Source organism: Streptomyces sp. NPDC001093, from assembly GCF_040298985.1.
Lineage (GTDB): Bacteria > Actinomycetota > Actinomycetes > Streptomycetales > Streptomycetaceae > Streptomyces.
In genome coordinates, this window is the sequence record NZ_JBEPBF010000010.1 from 1 (window position 1) to 22449 (window position 22449).

The window sequence follows — 22449 nt, forward strand, 5'->3', positions numbered from 1 at the left end:
GCGCCGAGCAGATCGCGCCGCCGGCGCAGCCCCCGCCGGCGGCGCGGACGAACCGGACGGCGCCGCCGCCCTCCTCGGTACGCCGCAACCGTGCCGCGCCCTCCGGTGACGGGACCCACTCCCCGCCGAAGGCTTCCGACAGCGCGCTGTCGATCGCGGTGTAGTCCGCGTCCGTGGCCGGCACCTCCACCTCGACCGGGTCTGCCGCGCCGTGGCCGGGAGCCGGCACGGCCAGCGTGGCGGGTGTGCAGACCAGGTATTCGTGCACCGCCTCCGTGCCGAAGCCGGCCCGGCGCAGCGCGGGTTCCACGGCGGGGGCGGTGTCCGGGGCGAACTCCAGCCGGGGCCTGAGTCCGCGCTCGCGGAACGCGGCGATCAGGTCGGCGACGTCCCGGTCGGTGGGCCGGACGCCGGGAAAGGGGGTGGCGTAGTTGACGTACGGGCTGGTCGTCGAGGGGTCGAACCCCACGACGAAGCCGCCGACTTCACGCGCCGCCGGGCGGCGCAGCAGGTGGGCGACGGCAAAACTCTGGACATCGGTGCGCACGACGAAAACCTCACGGTGTGGGCTGGCACAAGGGGACGACCTCTGCGAGGAGGCGAGCGGTGTACGGGACACCGCGTCGTCGGGCCGCCGTGAGGAGACGCGAAGGGTACTGCGCAGCACTGCGGTCGGGCAGGTGGCTCAGTACCGACGGCGGCCGCTGGGGGACGCCGGAACCATGGACCTCAGTCCTTCGTGACGAGTGGTCGGATGCGCTGTCGAACTCGGTGGATCCTGCCATGGCGGCGAAGTGCCTGACAAGAGGCCGCCTCAGCGGCTCGAGCGCTGCGCTGCCACGATCGCGTTCACCGTCGGCTCCGCCCCGGCCAGCCGCTGCACCCGCTCCGCGAACCCCGGGAACTGCGACGCGACCTTGGTGAGGAAGCGCAGCTCGGGCGGCGCCACATTGACCTCGGGGAGATCGCGTTCGATCGCCCGCGTGACGCCCTTGCAGACCTGCTCCGGCGAGACGGTACGGACACGGCCGGGCGTCGCCGAACCCGTCTTGGCGAACATGCCCAGCTCGCGCACGAAACCGGGCTGGACGATCGAGACGCCCACGCCGGTGCCGTGCAGATCCTGGCGGAAGGCCAGTGAGAAGCCGCGCAGTCCGAACTTCGTCGCCGTGTACAGGGACGACGACTTGGTGGCGGCCATGCCGGACAACGACCCGACGAAGCAGATGTGACCGCGCCCGGCGGCCACCATGCCGGGGGCGAGCAGCCGGGCGAGCATCGCCGGGGCCCGCAGGTTCACGGCCAGGGCCCGGTCGATCTGTTCCGGTGTGTAGTCGAGGAGGTCGCCGCTGGACGGCAGGGCCGCGTTGGCGATCAGGATGTCCGTGCCGGCGGTCTCCTCGGCCAGCCGCCGCACATCGTCGGGGTCGGCCAGATCGGCGGCGACGGTGCGGGCGCCGTATCGATCGGCGAGGGGCTCGAGCGCCTCGACACGGCGGCCGGTGAGCACGAGACGGGCGCCACGGGCGGACAGTTCGGCGGCGAGCGCGCCGCCGATGCCTCCGGTGACACCGGTGAGCAGAACGGTTGACCCGGCAATGTGCACGAGGACCCTCCAGTTTCCTGTTCGTTCGAACGAACAATAGAGAGGCCGGGCGGCCCTGTCCACAGCCGGGGCAACCCGGTGATGGAAGAATGCAGGCCATGCATGCCGCCCCTGCCGCCCCGATGCGCCAGCGCATCATCACCGCCGTCCTGAAGATCATCGGCGAGGACGGAGTCGCGGCGGTCACCAACCGGCGGATCGCCAAGGAAGCCGGCGTGTCCCTCGGTTCGGTCACCTACCACTTCGAGACCCAGCACGAGCTGTTGCGGGAGAGCCTGCTGCACTTCGTGCGCGAGGAGGCCCGGCACTTCACCGAACTGGCCGACCAGTGCCAGACGGAGGGCCTGGACGTCGAGGACGCGGCGTCGCTGGCCGGCCAGGTCGCCTGCGGCTCGGCCCTGGACAGCGCCCATCTGGCGCCCTTCGAGCTGTACCTCCACGCCGGCCGTGACGAGCGCCTGCGCGAGGCGGCGGCCGAGGCCTTCCGCGCCTACGACCTGCTCGCCGCCCGGATCCTCACCGCACTGGGCGTCCCCGACGCGGAACGCCTGGCCGCCACGACGGTCGCCCTGGTGATGGGCCTGCAGCTGCGGCGGCTGGCCACGGGCAGCCCCGTGGACGACCTGGTCGACGCCCTGCTGCTGCTCGTGCGCGGCTCCGCCGACCGGTCGTCCACGGCCGCTTCGGGAGAGCCCACGGCACGGTAGGCCGTCCGGCGCAGGCCGGACCACACCGTGCGGCCCGGCCTACAGGGCCCGGGCGATGAGCAGGGCCACGTCGTCGTGGTCGTCGGGGTGGCGCAGGCCGTACAGCAGGACGTCACAGGTTTCCTCCAGCGGCCGGTGCGGCTCGTCCAGGAGGTCCAGCAGGACGTCCAGCCGGTCGTCGATGGGGTGCTGACGGGTCTCCACCAGGCCGTCGGTGTAGAGGACCAGCACATCACCGGGGCGCAGGGCGACCGACGTGGTCTCGAACCGGACGCCGCCGACGCCGAGCGGTGCAGCGGTCGGCAGTTCCAGGAACCTCGGGGCGTCGCCGGGTCGCGCGAGGGCGGGCGGCATGTGTCCGGCGTTGGCGATGCTGCACTGGCCGGTGGTGGGGTCGTACACCGCGTACAGGCAGGTGACGATGTAGTGCTCCAGATCGCAGGTGATCTTGTCCAGGTGCTGGAGCACGGCGCCGGGGTCGAGATCGACATCGGCGTAGGCGCAGGTGGCGGTGCGCAGCCGGCCCATGGTGGCCGCCGCGTCGATGCCGTTGCCCATGACGTCACCCACCACCAGGGCGGTCTTGTCGTCGTTCAGCGGGATGACGTCGTACCAGTCGCCGCCGACCTCGCTGGTGGCCTGCGCGGGCTGGTAGCGGGAGGCGAGTTCCAGGCCCGTGTGGTGCGGGGAGTGGTCGGGCAGCAGACTGCGCTGCAGGGTCAGGGCGGTGTTGCGGACGCTCTGGAACCAGCGGGCGTTGTCGATGGCGACGGCGGCCCGGCCGGCGAGTTCGGCGGCCAGGACGACGTCGTCGTCGTCGAACGGCGCCGGATTGCGGGTCCGCTTGAGATCGAGGGCGCCGAGCACCTCGCCGTGGGCGATCAGCGGCACGGCGAGGTACGAGTGGACGCCGGCCTCCGCGAGCAGGGCCCCGGCCGCGGTGTCCCGGGCGATGCGCGGCAGATCGTGCGGCTCGACATGCCGCACCAGAACCGGCCGCCCGCTGTGGACGCACAGGGTGACCAGGCGGTCACCCTCGTAGGCGGCGATGTCGCCGGGAGGGTCGGCGGCGCGCAGCGCGGGGGTGGGATGGGCCGCCTTCAGGGCGAGGGCGCGGAAGAGCTCGGGGCCGTTGTCCGGTCTGCGCACACGCCGGCAGGACAGGGCGGAGTCGAGGACGTCCACGGCGACCACGTCGGCCAGCGCCGGCGCCGCGATCTCGGCCAGTTCGTGGGCGGTCTGCTCCACGTCCAGCGCGGTGCCGACCCGCGCGGAGGCGTCCGCGATGAGCGCCAGGCGCCGCCGGGCCCGGTCCGCCTCGGCCGCCGCGCGGTGCCGCTCGGTGACGTCCACGACCGAGACGGCCGCGCCCAGCACCCGGCCGCCCGGATCCTCCAGACGGTAGAAGGACAGCGACCAGGCGTGCTCCTGGCTGGCATCGGCCGGCGGCCGGCCGACGTGGTACTGGTCCAGCAGAGGCGTACCGGTGGTCAGCACCTGACGCAGGGCGGACTCGACGGTGTCCACGTCCGGGAAGGGCAGGGTCTCCCTCAGGTGGCGGCCGATGTGGTCCTCGGCGCGCGTGCCGTCGATCCGCTCCAGCGCCGGGTTGACCAGGACATACCGGAGGTCCGGGTCCAGGAGGGCCAGACCGATGGGGGACTGGTTGATCAGCCGCTCGCACAGGGCCAGGTCGGTCTCGACGCGCTGGAGCAGGGAGTGATCGGCCGCGATACCCAGCGCGTAGACGTCCCCGAGGTCGTCCAGCAGCCGCATGGTCCGGAACTCCGTCAGCCGGCTGCTGCCGTCCTTGTGCCGGACGGGAAACGCGCCGGCCCAGCCCCGCCCCGTCTCCAGCACCTCCGCGAACAGACCCTGCACGGCCTGCAGATGTTCCGGGTCGACGAGCAGACGCGCCGCGGTCCTGCCGAGGGCCTCCTGCGACGAGTAGCCGAAGAGATCCTCGGCCTGCGGGGTCCAGAAGACGATGCGGCCACGGATGTCCAGGGCCACCGCGGCCACGCTCAGCACGTCCAGCAGCCCGGTCGGCCGGGGCGTCCTGTCGCCGTCTTCCTCGTGGCCGGCCGCCAAGGAGTCCATCGCCATGCCGGTTCACCTCCACCGGCCGAGCGGGCACGCGCCGAGCGGGCACGCGCTGATGCAGACGACCGGTGCTTCATGGTCCTTCCCTCCATGGTCCCTCCGGCCTCGGCCCCGCCCAACCGCAGCGCGCCGCATCCGGGCGGAGCCCCACGCCGCCCGCCGTATACATGCGCATCAGGTCCAAACGGTCTCATAGTGGTGTATGGGTGGAACTGATGGAATCTGCGCCAGAGGATTTCGCCGCAGCCACGCCGAGGGGACCGGGTGATCTCTTCGACGCGTCCACCGACGCGGCTGCGGTGATATCGGAACACGGCGTGGTGGTCGGCTGGACCCGCAGCGCCGAAGCAGTCCTCGGCCACGCGGCACGGGACGTCGTGGGCGCCTCCGCCGCGCGGCTGCTCGCCATGCCCGAGGACCACGTGCGGCTCGCCGGGGTCGTGGAACGGTGCCGCGCCGGAAACGGCTGGAGCGGGCAGATCGCCGTACGGCACCGCGACGGCCGCAGCCTCGACCTCCAGCTGCGGGTCTCGGCCGCGTTCCGCATCGGTGACACCGAATGCTTCCTGGTGTCGGCCCGGGAACCGCGGCAGCGGTGGAGCATGGGCCAGTCGGTCCTGGACGGGTTCCTGACCCGCTCCCCGGTCGGCATGGCCGTCATGGACACCGAACTGCGCTACGTCTGGCTGAACGACACCCTGGAACGGCTTGGCGGGGTCCCCCGGGACGAGCGGCTCGGACGGCGGCTGAGTGACCTGCTGCCCGGGCTGGAGGGGCAGGCCCTGGAAAGCCTGATGCGCAAGGTGCTCGCGACGGGCCTGCCGGTGACCGACTACGAGTACACGGGCTGGAGCTGGGCCGACCCGCACCGCCGGCACGCCTACTCCGCCTCGTTCTTTCCCCTGGTCGACGCCGACGACACCATCACCGGCGTCTGCTACATGGTCCAGGACGTCACCGAGCGGTGGAACGCCCGGCAGCTGCTGACCATGGTCAACGAAGCCGGCACCAGCATCGGCACCACACTCGACGTGATGCGCACAGCCCAGGAGCTCGCCGACTTCGCCGTCCCCCGCTTCGCCGACTTCGTCATCGTCGACCTGCTGGAACCCGTGCTCAGCACCGAGGGCCACGGGGCATGGCTGACCGACGCGGGCCCCGCGCCCGCCCGGCCCGCGATGCGCCGGGCCGCACTGCGTTCCGTGCGTGAGGGCGCCCCCGAGGCCGTCGTCGGGATCGGCGGGCGCGTCGACTTCCTCCCGCCGCCGCACGACGGGCACCTCGTCCTCCACGGCGAGCCCCTGCTCATCCCGACCCTCGACTCGTCCGACGAACTGTGGGTCGCACGGGACGCCCAGCGCACGCAACGCATCCGCGAGTACGGCCTGCATTCACTCATCGCCGTGCCGATGCGGGCCCGGAACACCGCCCTCGGCCTCGCCACGTTCGCCCGGTCGCTCAACCCGGTCTCGTTCGGCTCCGACGACGTCCTGCTGGCCCGGGAACTGGTGGCACGCGCGGCGGTGTGCGTCGACAACGCCCGCCGCTACACCCGGGAGCACGCGGCGGCGATCACCTTGCAGCGCAGCCTGCTGCCCCCCGCCCTGACCGGCGGCACCGCGCTGGAGGTGGCCTCCTCCTATCTGCCCGCGGACCCCTCCGGCGGCGTCGGCGGCGACTGGTTCGACGTGATCCCGCTGTCCGGCGCACGGGTGGGCCTCGTCATCGGCGATGTGGTGGGCCACGGCATCGGCGCGGCGGCCAGCATGGGCCGGCTGCGCACCGCGGTGCAGACCCTCGCCGTCATGGAGATGCCCCCCGACGACCTGCTCGCCCATCTCGACGACCTCGTGCTCCGGCTGAGCGACGAGGAGGCGGCCGCCGGTACGGCCGCCCGCAGCACCTTCATCGGCGCGACCTGCCTGTACGCCGTCTACGACCCGGTCAGCAGGCGGTGTGCGATGGCCCGCGCCGGTCACCCGCCGCCCGTCGTCGTGGCACCGGACGGACACGCCTACTTCCCGGAGATCCCCGCCGGGCCCCCGCTCGGGCTCGGCGGCATGGCCTTCGAGGCCGGCGAGATCGAACTGGCCGAGGACAGCCTTTTCGGCCTCTACACCAACGGTCTGACCGAGGGCTGCGACCACGACGTGGAGCGGGGCATGGCCCGGCTCGCAGAGGTCCTCGCCGGCACCGGGGACGACCTGGACACGCTGTGCACGTCCGTCGTACGGCAGCTCGTGCCCGTGCCCCAGCCCGACGACATCGCCCTGCTCCTGGCCCGCACCCACACCCTGGGAGCCGACCGGGTCGCCTCCTGGGACGTACCCCCCGACCCGGCCGCCGTCGCCACCCTCCGCGCCCTCGCCACCCGCCAGGTCGAGGACTGGGGCCTCGGAGAGCTCGCCATGACGACCGAACTCGTCGTGAGCGAACTCGTCACCAACGCCATCCGCTACGCCGCAACACCCATACGGCTGCGGCTCCTCCGCGACGCCCGACTCACCTGCGAGGTCCACGACGCCAGCAGCACGGCCCCCCGGCTCAGGCACGCCAGGAGCACGGACGAGGGCGGCCGCGGACTCTTCCTGGTGGCCCAGCTCGCCCAGCGCTGGGGCGCCCGGTACACCGGCGAAGGGAAGATCATCTGGGCCGACCAGGAGCTCCCTGCGAACCCGGATTTGCCTTCGAGCGGACTCCAGCATCCAGACTGACCATGACGGAATCCGTGCCGAGGACAGAACAGGACGGCGGCAGCCGATGACGATGACACACAGGGCCGGGCATCCGCTGCCCTACGACACCTACCGCGAGGCCGTCGCCCGCGAGACCCTGCGCTTCTGCGAGGTGGTCCAGGACGCCGACCCGGCGACCGCGGTGCCCTCCTGCCCCGACTGGACCCTGGCCGACCTCACCCGGCACGTCGGAGCGCTGCAGCGCTGGTTCGGCACCCTGTTGACCCGGCTGGTGCAGGAGCTTCCCCGCAGCCGCGACGTCGAGCTCGGGCTGCCGGAGAACGCGCGGGACTATCCCGACTGGTTGGCGGCGGGCGTGCCCGGTGTGGCGGCCGTCCTGCGGGACACCGATCCCGAGGCGCCGATGTGGGTGTGGGGCGAGGACCGGCACGCTCGGTTCTGGGCCCGCCGGATGCTGTTCGAGACGCTGGTGCACCGGGTCGACGCCGAGCGTGCCGTCGGCCTGCCCTCGGACATCGACCCCGTGCTCGCGGCGGACGGCGTGGACGAGTTCCTCGTCAACCTGCCCTACGCGGGACTCTTCGCCCCCGGCGTGACCAAGCTGCGCGGTGACGGCGAGACCCTCGCGTTCCGCAGCACGGACGCCGGCGACGGCCCCGGTGCGGAGTGGCGGATGCGACTGGACCCGGACGGCTTCCGCCCGGTGGGCCGCGAGGCCGAGTCCGAGCCGGTCACGGCGGCGGTACGGGGGCAGGCGGCGGACCTGCTGCTCCTCCTCTACGGGCGGCGGTCGTACCAGGATCCCGCCTTCGAGATCTCGGGACAGACCGCGGTCCTCGACAACTGGTTCGCCCACACCGCCTTCTGACCCGGGCCGCGCTCACGGGGCCGTCGGTTCCGCCGGCGGTTCCTCGGGCAGCGACGGTTCCTCGGGCAGCAGGCAGACCGCGAGCGCGGCCGTGTCGTCCTGCAGGCCGTTGCTGTAGGCCAGCAGATCGTCGTGGAGCCGCGCGAGCAGCTCCTTCGGAGAGAGGGGACCCCAGGAGCGGAGGCGGTCGAGCAGCGGGTAGAAGGCGCCGGCCGCGTCCCTCGTCTCCGTGACACCGTCCGTGTACAGCAGCAGCTGATCGCCGGGCCGGAACGGGTAGGTGTCCAGGTGATAGGGGTCCTCGACCAGCATGCCGAGGTTCAGGGGCGGCGCCGGCCGCCCGCTGTCCAGTTCGCGCACCTCGCCGGCCCGCAGCGAGACGGGCGGTGGATGGCCGCAGTTGACGATGCGGACGACGTGCTCCTCGGCGGGGACCTCGGCGAAGACCGCGGTGACGAACCGTTCGCTCGTCTCGGTACCGCCGAGCTGCGTCGCCCTGCGGCTCATGCTCGTGTCCACCCGGTCCGTCAGGGCGAGCAGATCGGGTGCGTCGAAGGCCGCCTCGCGGAACGCCCCGAGGAGGGTGGCGGCGGTCTCGACCGCCAGCAGTCCCTTGCCGCGTACGTCGCCGATGAGCAGACGGACCCCGAAACGGGTGGGGACGGCCTCGTACAGGTCACCGCCGATGCGGGCCTGCGCGGCGGCGGAGAGGTACAGGCTCTCCAGGAGCAGGTTGCCGATGCGGTGCGGTACGGGGCGCAGCAGGACCCGCTGCGCGGTCTCGGCCACGGACCGCACATCGGCGAGCGTGCGCTCACGCCGGATCCGGTGCTCGGCCAGGATCGCGCCGATACCGCCCACGAGGGCCGTACAGATGTAGGAGGCCACGTAGTGACGGTCCAACAGATAGCCGGCCTCCCGGCCCGCGCAGCAAGGCGTACCGGCCAGCGCCGCTTCCAGACCGACGGCGAACACCGTGGCGACACCGACGGCCACGGGCCCGTACGCGAAGGCGGCCAGTACGGGCACGGCGATCAGTGCGAAGCTCACCGGCCACTCGACGGGTGTGACCGGCTCCAGCAGCAGTACGGCCACGACGTACAGCGCCGGCAGCCAGCGCAACCATGCCGGAGGCGCCGGCACCCGCGATTCCGTGGCTGCCGCCGCCTCCGGTTCATGTCCGATCCGTCCGTGCTTCACCCGTCCAGCCTGGTGTGCCGCGCCCCCCTATCCCCGTGATTGCTCCACTCAACGGCATGTTCCGGCGGTCAGCCCCGTCCCCGTGCCGACGATGCGCTGCCGAAGCCGACCGCGAAGACGTGCAGGCCCCCGGCGGCGACATCGGACGGCAGGCGCACGCTGCTGACCGTCCTGCCCGCACTCAGGGCCACCGGCGCCGTGGCGAACACATATGTCTTCGTGCTGTCGGGGGCGGTGCCCGCATGATTGCGGTAGGGCATGGTCAGCGCGACGGTGTTGTCGGCGAGCGGTGAAGCGGCGCCCGCGCTCAGCGTCCAGTCGGACAGGCCCAGGGGGACCGACTGCGTCGTGCCGTCCGTGTAGGTGACGGTCGCGGTACCGGACACCGGGCCGTTGTTGGCGGCACCCAGGAACGAGATGCTGCCGGAGCCGGACGTCCGCACCGTCTGCCCGTTCGCCTCGTAGTTGTCCGGAGCGCCGGGCGCCACGTCGGGCCAGGTGAAGGTGACCCCGTTGACCGTGACCTTCGAGCCGGGCGTGACTCCCGCGGTGGCCAGGGCGTGCGCGGAGTAGCTGTAACCCGCGCCGTCGAAGTTGCCCGAGGCCGCCGCGGTGTCGCCGGACGCCCCGACGTCGGTGTACCCCGGCGCGCCCGGGTAGGAGCGCGGGGCGGCGGAGGCGTCCGAGGCCCAGGACGTGTTGGGGGACGTGCCGAGGACGTAGGTGAGGGTGCCGCCGCCGGTGAGGGCGCCGTCGGGCGCGTGGGCGGCGTTCCAGGCCGTGCCGTTCCAGGTGGCCGACTGGACGTACGGAGCGTCGTCCGCGGCCCCCGTGCCGTTGACCGTGAGGGTGTGGCCGGACGGCAGGGTGATCACCGCCTGGGTGAACAGCGGGCTGCCCAGTGCCAGATCGGCGGTGCCCGGCGTCTCCGGATACATGCCGAGGGCGGACCACACGTACCACGAGCTCATCTCGCCCAGGTCGTCGTTGCCGGCGAGCCCGGACGGGCCGGCGGTCCAGATCTGGTCCTGGACCTGCCGGACGACCTTCTGCGTCTGGTACGGGCGGCCGATGTAGTCGTACTCCCAGGGGATGTTGAGGCTGGGCTCGTTGCCCAGGTCGGTGTATCCGCCGGCGCCGGTCAGCGAGGACAGGTCCGTGTCCAGATACTTGGCCAGGGCCGCGTCACCGCCCATGGCGGCCGCCAGTCCGTGCACGTTGAACGGCACCATCGGCGTGTACTGCCAGGAGTCGCCCTCGACGAAGTTCTTCCCCGACGTCGGCGAGAATCCGGCCGTCCAGCTGCCCGAGGCGTCGCGCGGCTGGATGAAACCGCTGCCGAAGGCGAACAGGTTCTGCCAGTCCTGTGCCCGGTCCGCGAACCGGTGCTGATCCGCGGTCTGTCCGAGGGCACCGGCGAGGGCGGAGACGGCGAAGTCGGCCGAGTCGTACTCGAGCGTGGTGGACGCCGCGCCGTAGAAGTTGCAGCAGCCGTACTTGCCGTTGCTGGGCAGCCGGCCCAGCTGCTCCAGATAGGCGAGACCGGGACGGTTGTCGTTGGGGGCGGTGGCCTCCGCGATCATCCCCTTGAGCGCGGTGGCGGTGTCGAACTTCCTGGCCCCGAAGGCGTAGTAGTCGGCGATGATCTCGTCCGCCGGATCGCCGACCATGACGTAGGTCTCGCCGTTGTTCTCCGACCACTTGGGGAACAGGCCTGTCTGGCGGTAGTCGTCGACCATCGACTGGGCGGTGTCGGAGGCGGTCTGCGGCGCGAGCAGGCCCTCGAGCTGGGCCTGCGAGCGGTAGACGTCCCAGCCCGAGTAGTTGGCGTAGGCGGCGCCGTGACCGGGGTCGACGGTGTGGACCTTGCCGTCGAAGCCGGGATAGCGGCGGTCGGTGTCACTGATCACGTTCGGATGCAGCAGCGCGTGATAGAGCGCGGTGTAGAAGACGGTCTGCCGGGCGGGCGTCCCGCCGGCGATCCGCACCCGGCCGAGCAGGGACTTCCAGGCGTTGTGCGCCGCGCCGCGCACCTTGCCCAGGTCCCAGCCGCCGTTCTCCGCCTGGCGGTTGCCCACGGCGCCGGCGGCCGACACGTACGAGATGCCGACCTTGGCCTGAACCGCCCGGTGGGTGGTGGTGTCGAACGTGACGTAACCGTCGGAGCCGCTCGCCCGGGGAGCGAAGGAGCGGGGCGTACGGGGCACCGTGCCGTGCAGCGTCGGCTTGTTCGGCGCCTCGGGCGCGCTGGGGGAGGCGTTTCTCCTGGGCGTGGTGGGCCCGGCGGCGGCCAGGGCGGTGCCGCTGTGGCGGAACGGCTGGTCGAAGACCATGTCGTAGTAGACCGTGTAGGAGTTGCCCTCGCCGCAGAAGTTGCCGCTGGTGACCTTGCCTCTGACCTCTTTGTCGTTCACCACGTCGAACTCGGCGGCGCTGTCGCCGTTCTCGCTGTCCGTCAGCTTGAACAGCAGGTTCGCCTGACGGGTGGACGGGAAGGTGAACCGGGCCATGCCGCTGCGGGTGGTGGCGGTGAGTTCCGTCCTGACGCCGTTGTCCAGCGTGACCGTGTACGAGCCGGGGCTCGCGGACTCGTTGGCGTGCGAGAAGCTGTCCGTTGCGCGGGTGTCGACCGCGCCGACGGTCGGCAGCACCGGGATGTCACCGGCGGCCCGGCAGCCCGGTCCCGCGATGTGGGTGAGGCCGAATCCGGTGATGGCCGAGTCGGCGTACTCGTACCCGCCGCCGTCCGGCCGGTGCGGGCTGGTGTCGGGACTCCACTGGACCATCCCGAAGGGGGTGTCGGCCCCCGGGAAGTCGTCGGCGGCGTGCGAGGTCCCGATGAACGGATCGACGACAGAGGCCGGATCGGCGACCGGCGCGAGCGAGACGGGATCGGCGTGGACGGGGGCGTAGGAGGCGGCGCCGACGAGCAGGGCGCCAGTGGCCAGCACGGACAGAAGGCGGAACGGCACCATCGTGACCATGTCCCTTCGACAACGTTGTCCCGAAGGTTGCCGCTCCAGCCCCTGCTGTCAAGGATGCGCGGTACAGAACCAGCCGTCCGCCTGACATGACGTCACACCAGGTGACCAGCCATCAACTTGGCTCAGGTTCAAAACTTGTCATAAGGCCAAAGCAACAAATCTTGACGGCAACCACCACTGTGCGTACGTTCCGCAACGGCCGCCCCAGCGCTCCAACTCGACTGCTCCCAACCCCGATCCCCCCATCGAGGAGCCCAGCATGCGCGGAAGCCCCAGATCGCTCGCCTCGCTCCTGGCCGTCATCGGCCTCGTCCTGGGCGCGTTGCTCGGCATGCCCGGACCGACACAGGCCGCGGGTTCGCTGCCCTGTGACATCTACGGCACCGCCGGCACCCCCTGCGTCGCCGCGCACAGCACCGTGCGCGCTCTCCTCTCCTCCTACGACGGCCCGTTGTACCGCGTCACCCGCGCCTCCGACGGAGCCGGCGCCGACATCGGGCTGCTGTCCGCGGGCGGATACGCCGACGCGGCGCAGCAGGACAGGTTCTGCGCGGACACCACCTGCGTCATCACGAAGATCTACGACCAGACCTCCCGGCACAACGACCTCACCCCGGGCCCGGCGGGCACCTCCGGCATGGGCGCGGACCGGGGCGCGGACGCCTCCGAGATCGCCGTCACCGCCGGCGGGCACAAGGTGTACGGCGTGTGGATCTCGCCGGGAGTCGGCTACCGGTACACGGGCGCCGCCTCAGGTGTCGCCGTCAACGGACAGCCGGAGGGCGCCTACATGGTGGCCAGCGGCACCCACGTGGGCTCCGCCTGCTGCTTCGACTACGGCAACGCCGAGAGCACACCGGCGGACACCGGCAACGGCCACATGGACGCGGTCAGCCTCGCGACCACCTGCTACTTCGCACCGTGCACCGGCGCCGGGCCCTGGGTCGAGGCCGACCTGGAGAACGGCATGTTCCAGGGCGACAACGGCTCCAACACGGCCAACCGGGGCAACGGCAGCACCTTCGTCACCGCCGTACTGAAGAACGACGGGCAGACGCGGTACGCGCTCAAGGGCGGCGACGCACGGTCGGGCGGACTCGCCACCTGGTGGGATGGCGCCCTGCCCACCCGCGGCGGCTACCAGCCCATGCACCAGGAGGGCGGCATCATCCTCGGCACGGGCGGTGACAACAGCAACTGGAACATGGGCACGTTCTTCGAGGGCGTGATGGTCTCCGGCTACCCGACCGACGCCGCCGAGAACGCCGTCCAGGCGAACATCGTCTCCGTCGGCTACTCCGGTGAGACCAACGTCCCGGGCGGCCCCCAGGGCACCATCACCGGCCCCGGCGGCAAGTGCGTCGACGTGGCGGCCGACGACACCGGCACCGACGGAGCGGCCGTACAGCTGTGGGACTGCCAGTCGTACGCGGAGGACCAGCACTGGACGCACTTCGCCGACGGAAGCCTGCGCACGCTGGGCCGGTGTCTGGACATCAATGGGAACGGGTCGGCGAACGGTACGCAGGTGGAGTTGTGGGACTGCAATGGTGTGGGTGGGCAGAGGTGGGTGCAGCGGGGTGATGGTTCGTTGCTGAATCCTCAGTCGGGGCGGTGTCTGGACTCCCCCAGTGGCGCGACGGCCAATGGGACGCGGTTGCAGATCTGGGACTGCAACGGTTCGGCGGCCCAGAAGTTCTCGGTCGACGGGGGCGCCCCGATCGCGGGACCGGGCGGCAAGTGCGTCGACGTGGCGGCCGACGACACGGGCACCGACGGGGCGGCCGTGCAGCTGTGGGACTGCCAGTCCTGGGCGGTCGACCAGCACTGGACGCACTTCGCCGACGGAAGCCTGCGCACGCTGGGCCGGTGTCTGGACATCAATGGGAACGGGTCGGCGAACGGTACGCAGGTGGAGTTGTGGGACTGCAATGGTGTGGGTGGGCAGAGGTGGGTGCAGCGGGGTGATGGTTCGTTGCTGAATCCTCAGTCGGGGCGGTGTCTGGACTCCCCCAGTGGCGCGACGGCCAATGGGACGCGGTTGCAGATCTGGGACTGCAACGGTTCGGCGGCCCAGAAGTTCCCGCTCGGCTGACAGCGGGTCGCTCCTGGGCCGCCATGGGTGCAGCAGGTGTCAGAGGACGTCCTCTTCCTCCGGCACCACGACCTGGTCGATCAGGTTCTGGATCTGTTCGCTGGGCAGGGCGACCGCCAAGGCCCAGTAGTAGATGGCCAGGCTGAACGCGGCCGTGACGCCGATGTCCCACCACAGCGGGAACCAGGGGTCCTTGAGCGGCCCGAAGTCGCTGAGGTAGACGATGAGCCCCATGCCCACCAGGTAGACCGGCAGCCACTGCGCGGCGCGCAGGTCGAGCTGGGGAGTGATGGGGTTCATCTTGAACACCCGGTTGGCCACCAGGATGACGTAGCCGATCAGGATGGCGACGCCGAGCTTCCAGTCGGTGGTCCAACCCGACCACAGGATCAGCAGGTTGGCGACGATGAAGGCGAGCGGCGACAGCACGCCGCCGCCGGGCAGCCGGTAGGGACGGTGGGCCTCGGGCAGCCGGTTGCGGAACACCCCGAAGGACAGCGGGGCACCGGCATACATCAGCACGCTGGCGCTGGTGATCAGGCCGACCAGGGAACGCCAGCTGGGGAAGGGCAGGAAGCAGATGCAGCCCACCACGAAGGCCGTGATCAGGCCGACCCAGGGGACACCGCGCCGGTCGGTGTTCTCGAACGCGGACGGCACATAACCGTTGCGGCTGAGGCCGTACGACACCCGGGAGGAGCCGGTGATGTAGATCAGACCGGTGCCGGCGGGGGAGATCACGGCGTCCAGATAGAGCACCGTGGCCAGCCAGCCCAGGCTGATGAGCGTGGCGACCTGCGCGAACGGCCCGCTCAGCGCGGTGAACGCGGAGTTGGCCCAGTGGCTGCCGATCTGGGAGGCGGGCAGCGCCGCGAGGAAGGTGACCTGCAGCAGGATGTAGATGACGATGCCGAGCAGGATGGACCCGATCACCGCCCGCGGGATGTCCCGCTTCGGGTTGGCGCTCTCGCCGGCGAGCTGGTCGGCCTGCTCGAATCCCAGCAGGGCGAAGATGATGCCGCTGGTGGAGACGGCAGACAGGATGCCCTTGGCCCCGTACGGATTGAAACCGTCCGCCGCGGTGAAGTTGCTGGTGTGGAACTGGGCGATGGCGAACACGAAGATCGTCAGCAGGGGGATGCCGACCTTCCACCAGGTCGCGGCGCTGTTGGTGCGGGCCAGGAGCCGGATGCTGAGGAAGTTGATGGCGGTGATGACCGCCATCAGCCCGACCGCGACGGCGATGCCGGGCGGGGTCAGGACGTGCTCGCCGCCCTTGACCTTCTCCCAGCCGCTCGCCCAGGAGTAGTGCTGGCCGTACGTGATCATCGCCAGCACCTCGATGGGTGCCACCGTGGCTGCCTGCAGCCAGGAGAACCAGCCGAACGACGCACCGGCGGCGCCGCCGAAGGCGTAGTGCGGGAAGCGCGCGGTGCCACCCGAGACCGGGTACATGCCGCCGAGTTCCGCGTGCACGAGCGCCAGGATCAGGATCGCTATGCCGCCGATGGCCCAGGAGATGATCGCCGCCGGTCCGGCGGCCGCCAGGGCGCCTTGTGCGCCGAACAGCCACCCGGATCCGATGATCGATCCCTCTGAGGCCCAGATGAGGCCGACGAAGCCGATCTCACGCCGAAGTCCGGGTTTGTGGGTTTTCGGGCCGGGTGTCGCCTCTGACACGGCCATGGGTCACACCCCCTCGATAGGGTGATATGCATCACTATCGTGCCACGCTGACGCGGTCATGGCACTGACCGTGCACGCACCGGTTTCTGACGCGGTCGCCCCTGCCGATGAGCGCCCGCGCCCATCGGTCAACCGGAGGTGAGGTGCGGTCCGGCCGGTGGGGCGCCGGTGACCGCCGCACGGTAGAGCGCCTCGGTGGCCGTGCCGAAGTAGGCGCTGTAGGAGATCTGCGGGGTGTTGCCACCGGTGTGGTATCCGCCGATCACTCCGACGACCGCCCATCCACCGGGCCAGGGCACGAGCATGGGGCCACCGCTCGTCCCGCCCACGAAGGCGTCGCAGGCGATGCGTGGGAACGTGCCCGGGTCGGCCGGGTCGTCGCTGTCCCACCGGGTGGTCCAGCTCCAGCACTCCAGCGGCTTCTCCGCCCCCGCCGGATAGCCGATCATCCGTACCGGGGCGTGGTAGTAGCCGGTCCCGGTGAGCAGCCGTACTCCGCCGACCGCGTCCTCCAGACGTGTTCCGTCCTGGTTGGGCTCGGTGATCGCGAACGCGAAGTCGTAGTCGGCACCCGCGTGTTCACCCAGGTCGTAGTACTGCTGCGGGACATAGACGCCGTTGGTGCGCACGGGGAAGATCCCGAACGGCTTGAGGCTGTCGTGGTACTGCGGCACGAAGGCCAGGTGCCGCTTGGGCGAGGTGCCCGCGTAGCCCTTCAGACAGTGGCCGGCGCTCAGGACCAGGTCGTGGCCGGGACTGCGCACGACGGAGCCGCTGCACGTCCGCCCGGTACCGGTGGCGTCCGTCCAGAAGAACGTGCCGGCCTGGGGCATGCCGTCGAAACTCCTGCTGGGCGGGATGTACTCGCCCGGCCGGGGACCGTCCACGGCCGGGGACGCCCCGGTCTCCGCCGTACCGGCCCCCTTGCCTTTGACGGGGTCGACGGGCAGCGCGGCCTCCATGCGGGCCGGTGTCCAGTAGGCGTCGAGCTGGTCGGCAAGCGGGTCCCGGCCGGTCGTGGCACTGTCGGCGGACGCTGTGGTCGTCTCGGCGGATGCGGTGGTGGTGAGGCCGGTACAGAGCAGGAGGGCCGCCGCGCAGATGGCGGCGTATCGCACGATCCTGGTCGCGGGTTCCATCGGTTCCCCTCGGCGCGGACGCAACTGACGGCCCACCATAAGCCTGCGGCCGCGGGCAGAACAGTGTCCCCGGCCGTATCGGGCGCACCGAAGCCAGGTCGGCGGGACAACTCCCCCCGGTACCTGCCTCCTGTCACCCGGTCAGGTCGCCGAGCGCAGTGGGTGTACGGTCCGGCACCTCGTCGGCGTTCGCGAGGTCGGCCGCGGTCAGCCGGAAGCCTGGGGACAGTCCGGACGCCCGGTGCGCCGGGCGGATTCGCTGGTGCGCCACGTGTACAGACAGCGCGCCCGCGACGGCGGAGGCCGCGCGGGTCGGCCAGTGCGTCTGGCGGTCCCCCTGACCCCGACGGACGCGGACCCGGCGGCCCCGGACGCCGAACCCGTACTCCAGGTACTCCACAGCGAGCACCGACGGTTTGCCGACTGCCGCGGGACATCCGGATCGATGTCGTCCGGCACCCGCGCTGCCGAGCTTGGCTTTGCCCGGACCCACCGTGTCGAGGGCTGCGCCCACCCGCTCGGCGGCCTGTGCCGGAGCAAAGGTCCTTCATCGACGACCGGGTCCTGCTGGAGGCGCGGCGGCTGCCGTGTCACGCAGACCTGCCGGCCGCGGCCGTCGGTGACCGCCTCGGCTTTCCCGACGCCACCGTGTTCACCAGGTGCTTCCGCGGCGGCGCACCGGCGAGACCCCGGCCGCGTTGCGGGCACGGGCCCGGGGGACGAATGGGGCGCGAGCTCCTGGGTAGACGCCCCTACCGGCCAGGGACGGACGGTCTTCGGCTCTGCCGGCATCGGCCCTACCGGAAGGAGAAGGCGATGATGAAGCTGATACGGAACGCGGGTGCGGCCGGCGCTGTCACCGCGATGGCCGCGGGCGCGCTCCTCGCGGACGGCAGTCCCGTGGCCGCCGCCGGCGGGATTGCGGCTCCCGGGGCGACCGGACACACGGCCCCCGGCGCCATGGGGGTGCCCGTCGGCCACGCCGAGCACCACCGGCGCGGTCTCGAGTGCATGGACCCGTGGGTCGCCGGCCAGCTGGCGATGTTCGACCCCGCCGCCAGGCACCGCCTGGCGGTGTTCGACCCGTGGATCAAGGACCAGCTCGCGCGTTACGCCGCTCCCTCCTGCCAGTCCCGGTGAGGCTTCCCTCCTCTCAACCTGTGCCCCTCACGCTCACTCTTCTCGGAGACGCCGCGGTCACTTCACGAACACCATGTCCGGGTACTCCGGTGACGGTCCCTCGAGGAGGCGGCCGCTGCCGCCGCGCAGCCAGTGATCGAAGTAGGCGGAGACATAGGCCTCGTTGGTGCGTATCGCGGTGGCCGGGGCGATGGTGCCGAGGTCGTCGGCACGATCGCAGGGCCGCAGATGCAGCTGCGGCACGAGCGCCTCCGCATCGGTGAACGAGCCATGCGCAGAGCCGCGCAAAGTGAGCTGACGATTCCACCCGGGGGTGTGGGCGCGGAACGACTGCCAGCCGGGGCCGGTGTCCGTGTCGCCGTCCTTGCCCAGGAGCAGGAAGGGCCGGCCGAGGCCGTGCCGGGCGACGGGCATGAGCGAACCGTCGAGATAGGTCAGGTTGCCGTCCATGTCGATACCCGCCGAGATCCGGTGGTCGGCGTCCATCGCCAGCGCGGCGGCGGTACCGCCCATCGAATGGCCGAACATGCCCACCCGGGCCGGATCCAGCGCCCCGGCCAGGCCGTGAGGCAGCGGCTGTGCGTCGGCGTCGGGATTCCGGCCCCTGGTCAGCGCCTTGAGCTGGTCCAGGACGAAGCCGGTGTCGGTGACGCGGACGGCCAGTGCCTTGCGCACGTATGCGTCGGCCGCGTCACGAGTCGAGGGCGGCGGCGGCATGGTGGCCAGTGAGCCGTCCGGGAACTGGACCTCCGGCGACTCGTAGGTGTTGTCGACGGTGACGACGGCATAGCCGCGGCCGGCCAGATCGGCCGCCAACACCGTGCCCCAGGTGCGGGGTTCACCCAGTCCCGGGGAATAGAGGACGACCGGAAGCCGCCCACCGTGCCCGGCGGCCACGGGAGTGCCCCGGGTCACGTGGGTGGCGGTGCGGGCCCAGTCCGCCCGGCCGGGCGGAATGTGCAGCCCGAGGTAGTCGTTCGCCGTGACGTCGTCGAAGTGGGCGGCTGCCGCAGGCAGCATGTACGGGGCCGCCGGACGGCCGGCCGTGTGGGTCGTGGGGTAGTACACGCTGACCATCAGCTCGCGGCGGCCCTGGCCGGAGTGCCAGGGATCGGGCCGTGACCGGTCCACCAGATGCAGGTCCACCTCCCCGACCCGGAACCGGCCGCTCGGGGCGGGCAGGGAGAGGGGGCGAGCGGACGACGGGCTCGGAGCGGCGGGCGCCGGGGCGGCGCGGGTGGCCGCGGCGGCGGGCAGAGCGGCGGTCAGTGTCAAGAGCGCGGCGGCGGCGCAGGCGGCACGTGCTCGTCGTCGGGTGCCCCCGCGAGGGGCTGTCGGGAGACGCTTCGTCATGGATCAAGCCTGACGACAGGTCGCTCCCCGCACATCAGGGGCAGTCCCCCATCTTGGCCCTCAGGGTTGTCCGTAGGGGCTGCGCGAGGGCCGCCCCCGACGGGCGTTGCACGCCGCTCACGTGGTTGCAGCCCTCTCACGTGCCGTCGATTCGGTCGAGCAGCGCCTGGGCCTCGACGGTGCGGTGATGGTCCGGGCCGAACGCGGCTCGGCAGGCGTCGTGGGCGGCCATGGTTCGAGTACGGGCCTCGGCGGCGCGGCCCAGCCCCAAAAGGGCGGTGGCGACGGCCAGTTCGACGGCTCCGGTCTCCGCGCGGGAGAGGTCCTCGGGCGTTTTCCGGCGCACTGCCTCGGCGCGATCGGCCTCGGCAAGAGCCTCTGCGTGGCGGCCCTGACCGTTGAGGGCGCGGGTCAGGCCGAGTTGCAGCACCAGGGTCAGCCGGCTCGGTGCGGGATGGGCGGCGAGAGTCCCGCGGGCGAGCGCCTCGGCCTCCTCGTGTCGGCCCTGCTTGTTGAGGGCGAAGATCAGTCCGTTGCGGGCGGCTCCCGCTGTGTAGTGCATCAGCGACCCCGCACCACGGTCGGCGATCCGGGCGACGGCCGCGCATTCCGCCTCGCATTCGGCATACCGGTCGATTCCGACCAGCGTCTGCGCGCGGTCCGAGCGGAGTTTGAGCGTCTGCGGATGTTCGGCGCCGAACGTCCTGCCGAACACCGGGAGCAGTTCGTCGTAGGCGGCAAGTGCCTCGGCATGGCGGCCCTGGGCGCACATCGCGAGCGCGGCGACGCTCAGGGCCAGCAGTGCGTGGGAATCGAGGCGCAGCGCCGACCGGGCCTCGGCCACGGCGCGGGCCTCGGCCTCCGCCTCGGCGTAACGCCCGTTCATGTACAGGCTCATGGCCTGGGCCAGCGGTGATGCCGCGGTCGTTCCCGCATCGTTTCGGCCACGCGACCGGAAGAACTTCATGCCGGGAGCATACGGATGCCGCACACACGGTCGTGAGGGTGGCGGGTCGCTCGACGGGTCAGGCGCGCAGGCCTTGGACCAGGAGCCCCACCAGCCGGCGCGCGTCGTACCGGGGATCGCTCTCCGCGCCGATGCAGAGGTTCCCGACACCCCGCATGAGCTCGTAGGCCTGCAGGTCGGAGCGGATCTCGCCGGCGGCGGCCGCAGCTTGCAGCAACTCGGTACAGACGGGGACGAGCCGGTCGAGGAAGTAGGCGTGCAGCGGGTCGAAACCGGCGTTGTCGGGCTTCAGTACGGCGGCGAGGCCATGCTTGGTGACCAGGAAATCGACGAAGAGACCGATCCACTGCCCGAGTGCGGCATGGGCGGTGGCGCTTGTCTCCAGCAGCGTCGGACCGGCCTCGGCCAGGCTCTCCACTTGGTGCCGGTAGACGGCGATGATGAGGTCCGCACGCGTCGGGAAGTGGCGGTAGATCGTTCCCACCCCGACCCCGGCCCGGGCCGCGATGTCCCGTACCGGCGCTTCCACACCCGACGTGACGAAGACCGCCGCGGCCGCGTCGAGCAGCGTCTCCTTGTTGCGCCGGGCGTCGCTCCTCCCGGACCGGGCAGCGTGCCCCGTCCTCTCGTCGCGGTCGGTCACAGCGCCGCTCCCTTCACAGCCGTGCTTGCTAAACGGAACAGTGTTCCGTATTGTCATTACCGGAACGACGTTCCGCTTACTTATGGTGTCAGAGCGTCGGCCGACGGCCAAGGCGGGCCCGCCATGGCCGGCTGTGCCGCAGCCGCGACGTTCCCGCTGCCGCTCCCTGATCGGTTCCGCGACACACCCCTTCTCGTCATCGGTTTCCACGACGCTTCCCCCTCGCAGTGAGGAGACAGCTCATGCAGTACCGCACCTTGGGCCGCACCGGCGTGCAGGTCAGCTCCCTCGCGCTCGGCGCGATGAACTTCGGCAGGATCGGACGCACCACCCAGGACGACGCCACCGCCCTCGTCGACGCCGCTCTCGAGGGCGGTATCAACCTCATCGACACCGCCGACATCTACGGCGACGGTGAGTCGGAGGAGATGGTCGGCAAGGCCGTAGCGGGCCGCCGTGACGACATCGTGCTGGCGACGAAGGCCGCCCTGCCCATGGGCGACGAACGCAACCACCGGGGCGGTTCGCGCCGTTGGCTGGTCACCGCGCTGGACAACAGCCTGCGCCGACTCGGTGTCGACCACGTCGACCTCTACCAGATCCACCGGTGGGACCCGGACACCAGCGACGAGGAGACCCTGTCGGCGCTGACCGACCTGCAACGCGCGGGAAAAATACGCTACTTCGGCTCCTCGACCTTCCCGGCGCACCGCATCGTCCAGGCCCAGTGGGCCGCCCGCGAACACCACCTGAGCCGTTACGTCACCGAACAGCCCAGCTATTCCGTCTTGCAGCGCGGGATCGAGAGCCATGTGCTGCCCGTGGCCGAGGAGTACGGGCTCGGTGTGCTGGTGTGGAGCCCGCTGGCCTCGGGCTGGCTGTCGGGCGCGGTCCGCGCGGGCCGGGACATCACCACCAACCGCTCGGCGCTCATGCCGCAACGCTTCGACATCGGCGTCCCCGCCAACCGGTCCAGGCTCGAAGCCGTCGAGCGGCTGGCCCGGGTCGCCGACGAGGCCGGTCTCACGCTGATCCAGCTCGCGCTCGGTTTCGTGACCGCCCATCCCGCGGTGACCAGCGCGCTCATCGGCCCCCGCACGCCGGACCACCTGCACGCGCAACTCGCGGCCGCCGACACCGTGCTGTCCGCCGACGTACTCGACGCCATCGACGCGATCGTGGAGCCCGGTCTCGACCTTGCCCCCGAGGAGAAACACGACACCCCGCCCGCGCTGCTCGACCCGGCACTTCGGCGCCGGTGA

Annotated in this window: 17 protein-coding genes; 6 read left to right on the plus strand and 11 right to left on the minus strand. The window is 71.4% G+C overall.

All coding sequences use genetic code 11. The features are described 5' to 3' along the window. Together ABT288_RS07560 and ABT288_RS07565 are read right to left on the minus strand one after the other, a co-directional pair. Positions 1 to 547: GNAT family N-acetyltransferase (locus ABT288_RS07560; protein ID WP_351603791.1), on the minus strand; the 547-nt coding region annotated here is incomplete at its 3' end. 267 nt (positions 548 to 814) lie between these two features. Continuing rightward, positions 815 to 1606 (minus strand): SDR family NAD(P)-dependent oxidoreductase, encoded by a 792-nt coding sequence (locus ABT288_RS07565; RefSeq protein WP_351603793.1) that lies wholly within the window; start codon positions 1604 to 1606, stop codon positions 815 to 817. Between the two features lie 98 nt (positions 1607 to 1704). On the opposite strand from ABT288_RS07565, the gene ABT288_RS07570 reads away from it, so the two are divergent. Next, entirely contained in the window at positions 1705 to 2313 is a 609-nt protein-coding gene (locus tag ABT288_RS07570) for a TetR/AcrR family transcriptional regulator (RefSeq protein WP_351603795.1), read from the plus strand. A gap of 39 nt (positions 2314 to 2352) precedes the next feature. Here the strand turns inward: ABT288_RS07570 and ABT288_RS07575 are convergent, their stop codons facing one another. After that, a complete protein-coding gene (locus ABT288_RS07575; RefSeq protein WP_351603797.1) occupies positions 2353 to 4419 on the minus strand; it encodes a SpoIIE family protein phosphatase in 2067 nt (688 codons plus the stop codon). Positions 4420 to 4631: 212 nt separating this feature from the next. Between ABT288_RS07575 and ABT288_RS07580 the strand changes: the two genes are divergently transcribed. Then, positions 4632 to 7130, plus strand: coding sequence for a SpoIIE family protein phosphatase (locus ABT288_RS07580; RefSeq protein WP_351603799.1), 2499 nt, complete (start codon positions 4632 to 4634; stop codon positions 7128 to 7130). Positions 7131 to 7176: 46 nt separating this feature from the next. After that, positions 7177 to 7980, plus strand: coding sequence for a maleylpyruvate isomerase family mycothiol-dependent enzyme (locus tag ABT288_RS07585; protein WP_351603801.1), 804 nt, complete (start codon positions 7177 to 7179; stop codon positions 7978 to 7980). A 12-nt stretch (positions 7981 to 7992) separates the two neighbouring features. Here ABT288_RS07585 and ABT288_RS07590 read toward each other — a convergent pair whose 3' ends face one another. Next, on the minus strand, positions 7993 to 9180 hold the full coding sequence (locus tag ABT288_RS07590) for a PP2C family protein-serine/threonine phosphatase (protein ID WP_351603803.1): 1188 nt from the start codon (positions 9178 to 9180) through the stop codon (positions 7993 to 7995). 68 nt (positions 9181 to 9248) lie between these two features. Further along, positions 9249 to 12164, minus strand: coding sequence for a lectin (locus ABT288_RS07595; RefSeq protein ID WP_351603805.1), 2916 nt, complete (start codon positions 12162 to 12164; stop codon positions 9249 to 9251). A 259-nt stretch (positions 12165 to 12423) separates the two neighbouring features. Between ABT288_RS07595 and ABT288_RS07600 the strand changes: the two genes are divergently transcribed. After that, complete coding sequence (locus ABT288_RS07600; RefSeq protein ID WP_351603807.1) at positions 12424 to 14259, plus strand: arabinofuranosidase catalytic domain-containing protein; 1836 nt, start codon at positions 12424 to 12426, stop codon at positions 14257 to 14259. Positions 14260 to 14298: 39 nt separating this feature from the next. On the opposite strand, the gene ABT288_RS07605 is transcribed toward ABT288_RS07600, so the two are convergent. From ABT288_RS07605 to ABT288_RS07615, 3 genes are all read right to left on the minus strand, one after another. Then, positions 14299 to 15945 carry an APC family permease gene (locus ABT288_RS07605; protein ID WP_351603809.1) on the minus strand — a complete coding sequence of 549 codons (1647 nt, stop codon included), beginning with the start codon at positions 15943 to 15945 and terminating at the stop codon, positions 14299 to 14301. Between the two features lie 128 nt (positions 15946 to 16073). Further along, positions 16074 to 17084 (minus strand): trypsin-like serine peptidase, encoded by a 1011-nt coding sequence (locus ABT288_RS07610; protein WP_351603811.1) that lies wholly within the window; start codon positions 17082 to 17084, stop codon positions 16074 to 16076. 133 nt (positions 17085 to 17217) lie between these two features. Next, positions 17218 to 17493, minus strand: coding sequence for a hypothetical protein (locus tag ABT288_RS07615; protein WP_351603813.1), 276 nt, complete (start codon positions 17491 to 17493; stop codon positions 17218 to 17220). A gap of 407 nt (positions 17494 to 17900) precedes the next feature. Between ABT288_RS07615 and ABT288_RS07620 the strand changes: the two genes are divergently transcribed. After that, positions 17901 to 18224 carry a hypothetical protein gene (locus tag ABT288_RS07620; protein ID WP_351603815.1) on the plus strand — a complete coding sequence of 108 codons (324 nt, stop codon included), beginning with the start codon at positions 17901 to 17903 and terminating at the stop codon, positions 18222 to 18224. Positions 18225 to 18281: 57 nt separating this feature from the next. On the opposite strand, the gene ABT288_RS07625 is transcribed toward ABT288_RS07620, so the two are convergent. From ABT288_RS07625 to ABT288_RS07635, 3 genes are all read right to left on the minus strand, one after another. Further along, positions 18282 to 19577, minus strand: coding sequence for an alpha/beta hydrolase family protein (locus ABT288_RS07625; RefSeq protein ID WP_351603817.1), 1296 nt, complete (start codon positions 19575 to 19577; stop codon positions 18282 to 18284). 136 nt (positions 19578 to 19713) lie between these two features. Beyond that, positions 19714 to 20544, minus strand: a complete 831-nt coding sequence (locus ABT288_RS07630) for a tetratricopeptide repeat protein (protein WP_351603819.1) — start codon at positions 20542 to 20544, stop codon at positions 19714 to 19716. A 58-nt stretch (positions 20545 to 20602) separates the two neighbouring features. Continuing rightward, entirely contained in the window at positions 20603 to 21187 is a 585-nt protein-coding gene (locus ABT288_RS07635) for a TetR/AcrR family transcriptional regulator (protein WP_351603820.1), read from the minus strand. A 242-nt stretch (positions 21188 to 21429) separates the two neighbouring features. Between ABT288_RS07635 and ABT288_RS07640 the strand changes: the two genes are divergently transcribed. After that, positions 21430 to 22449: an aldo/keto reductase gene (locus ABT288_RS07640; protein ID WP_351603821.1), complete on the plus strand. Its 1020-nt coding sequence runs from the start codon at positions 21430 to 21432 to the stop codon at positions 22447 to 22449.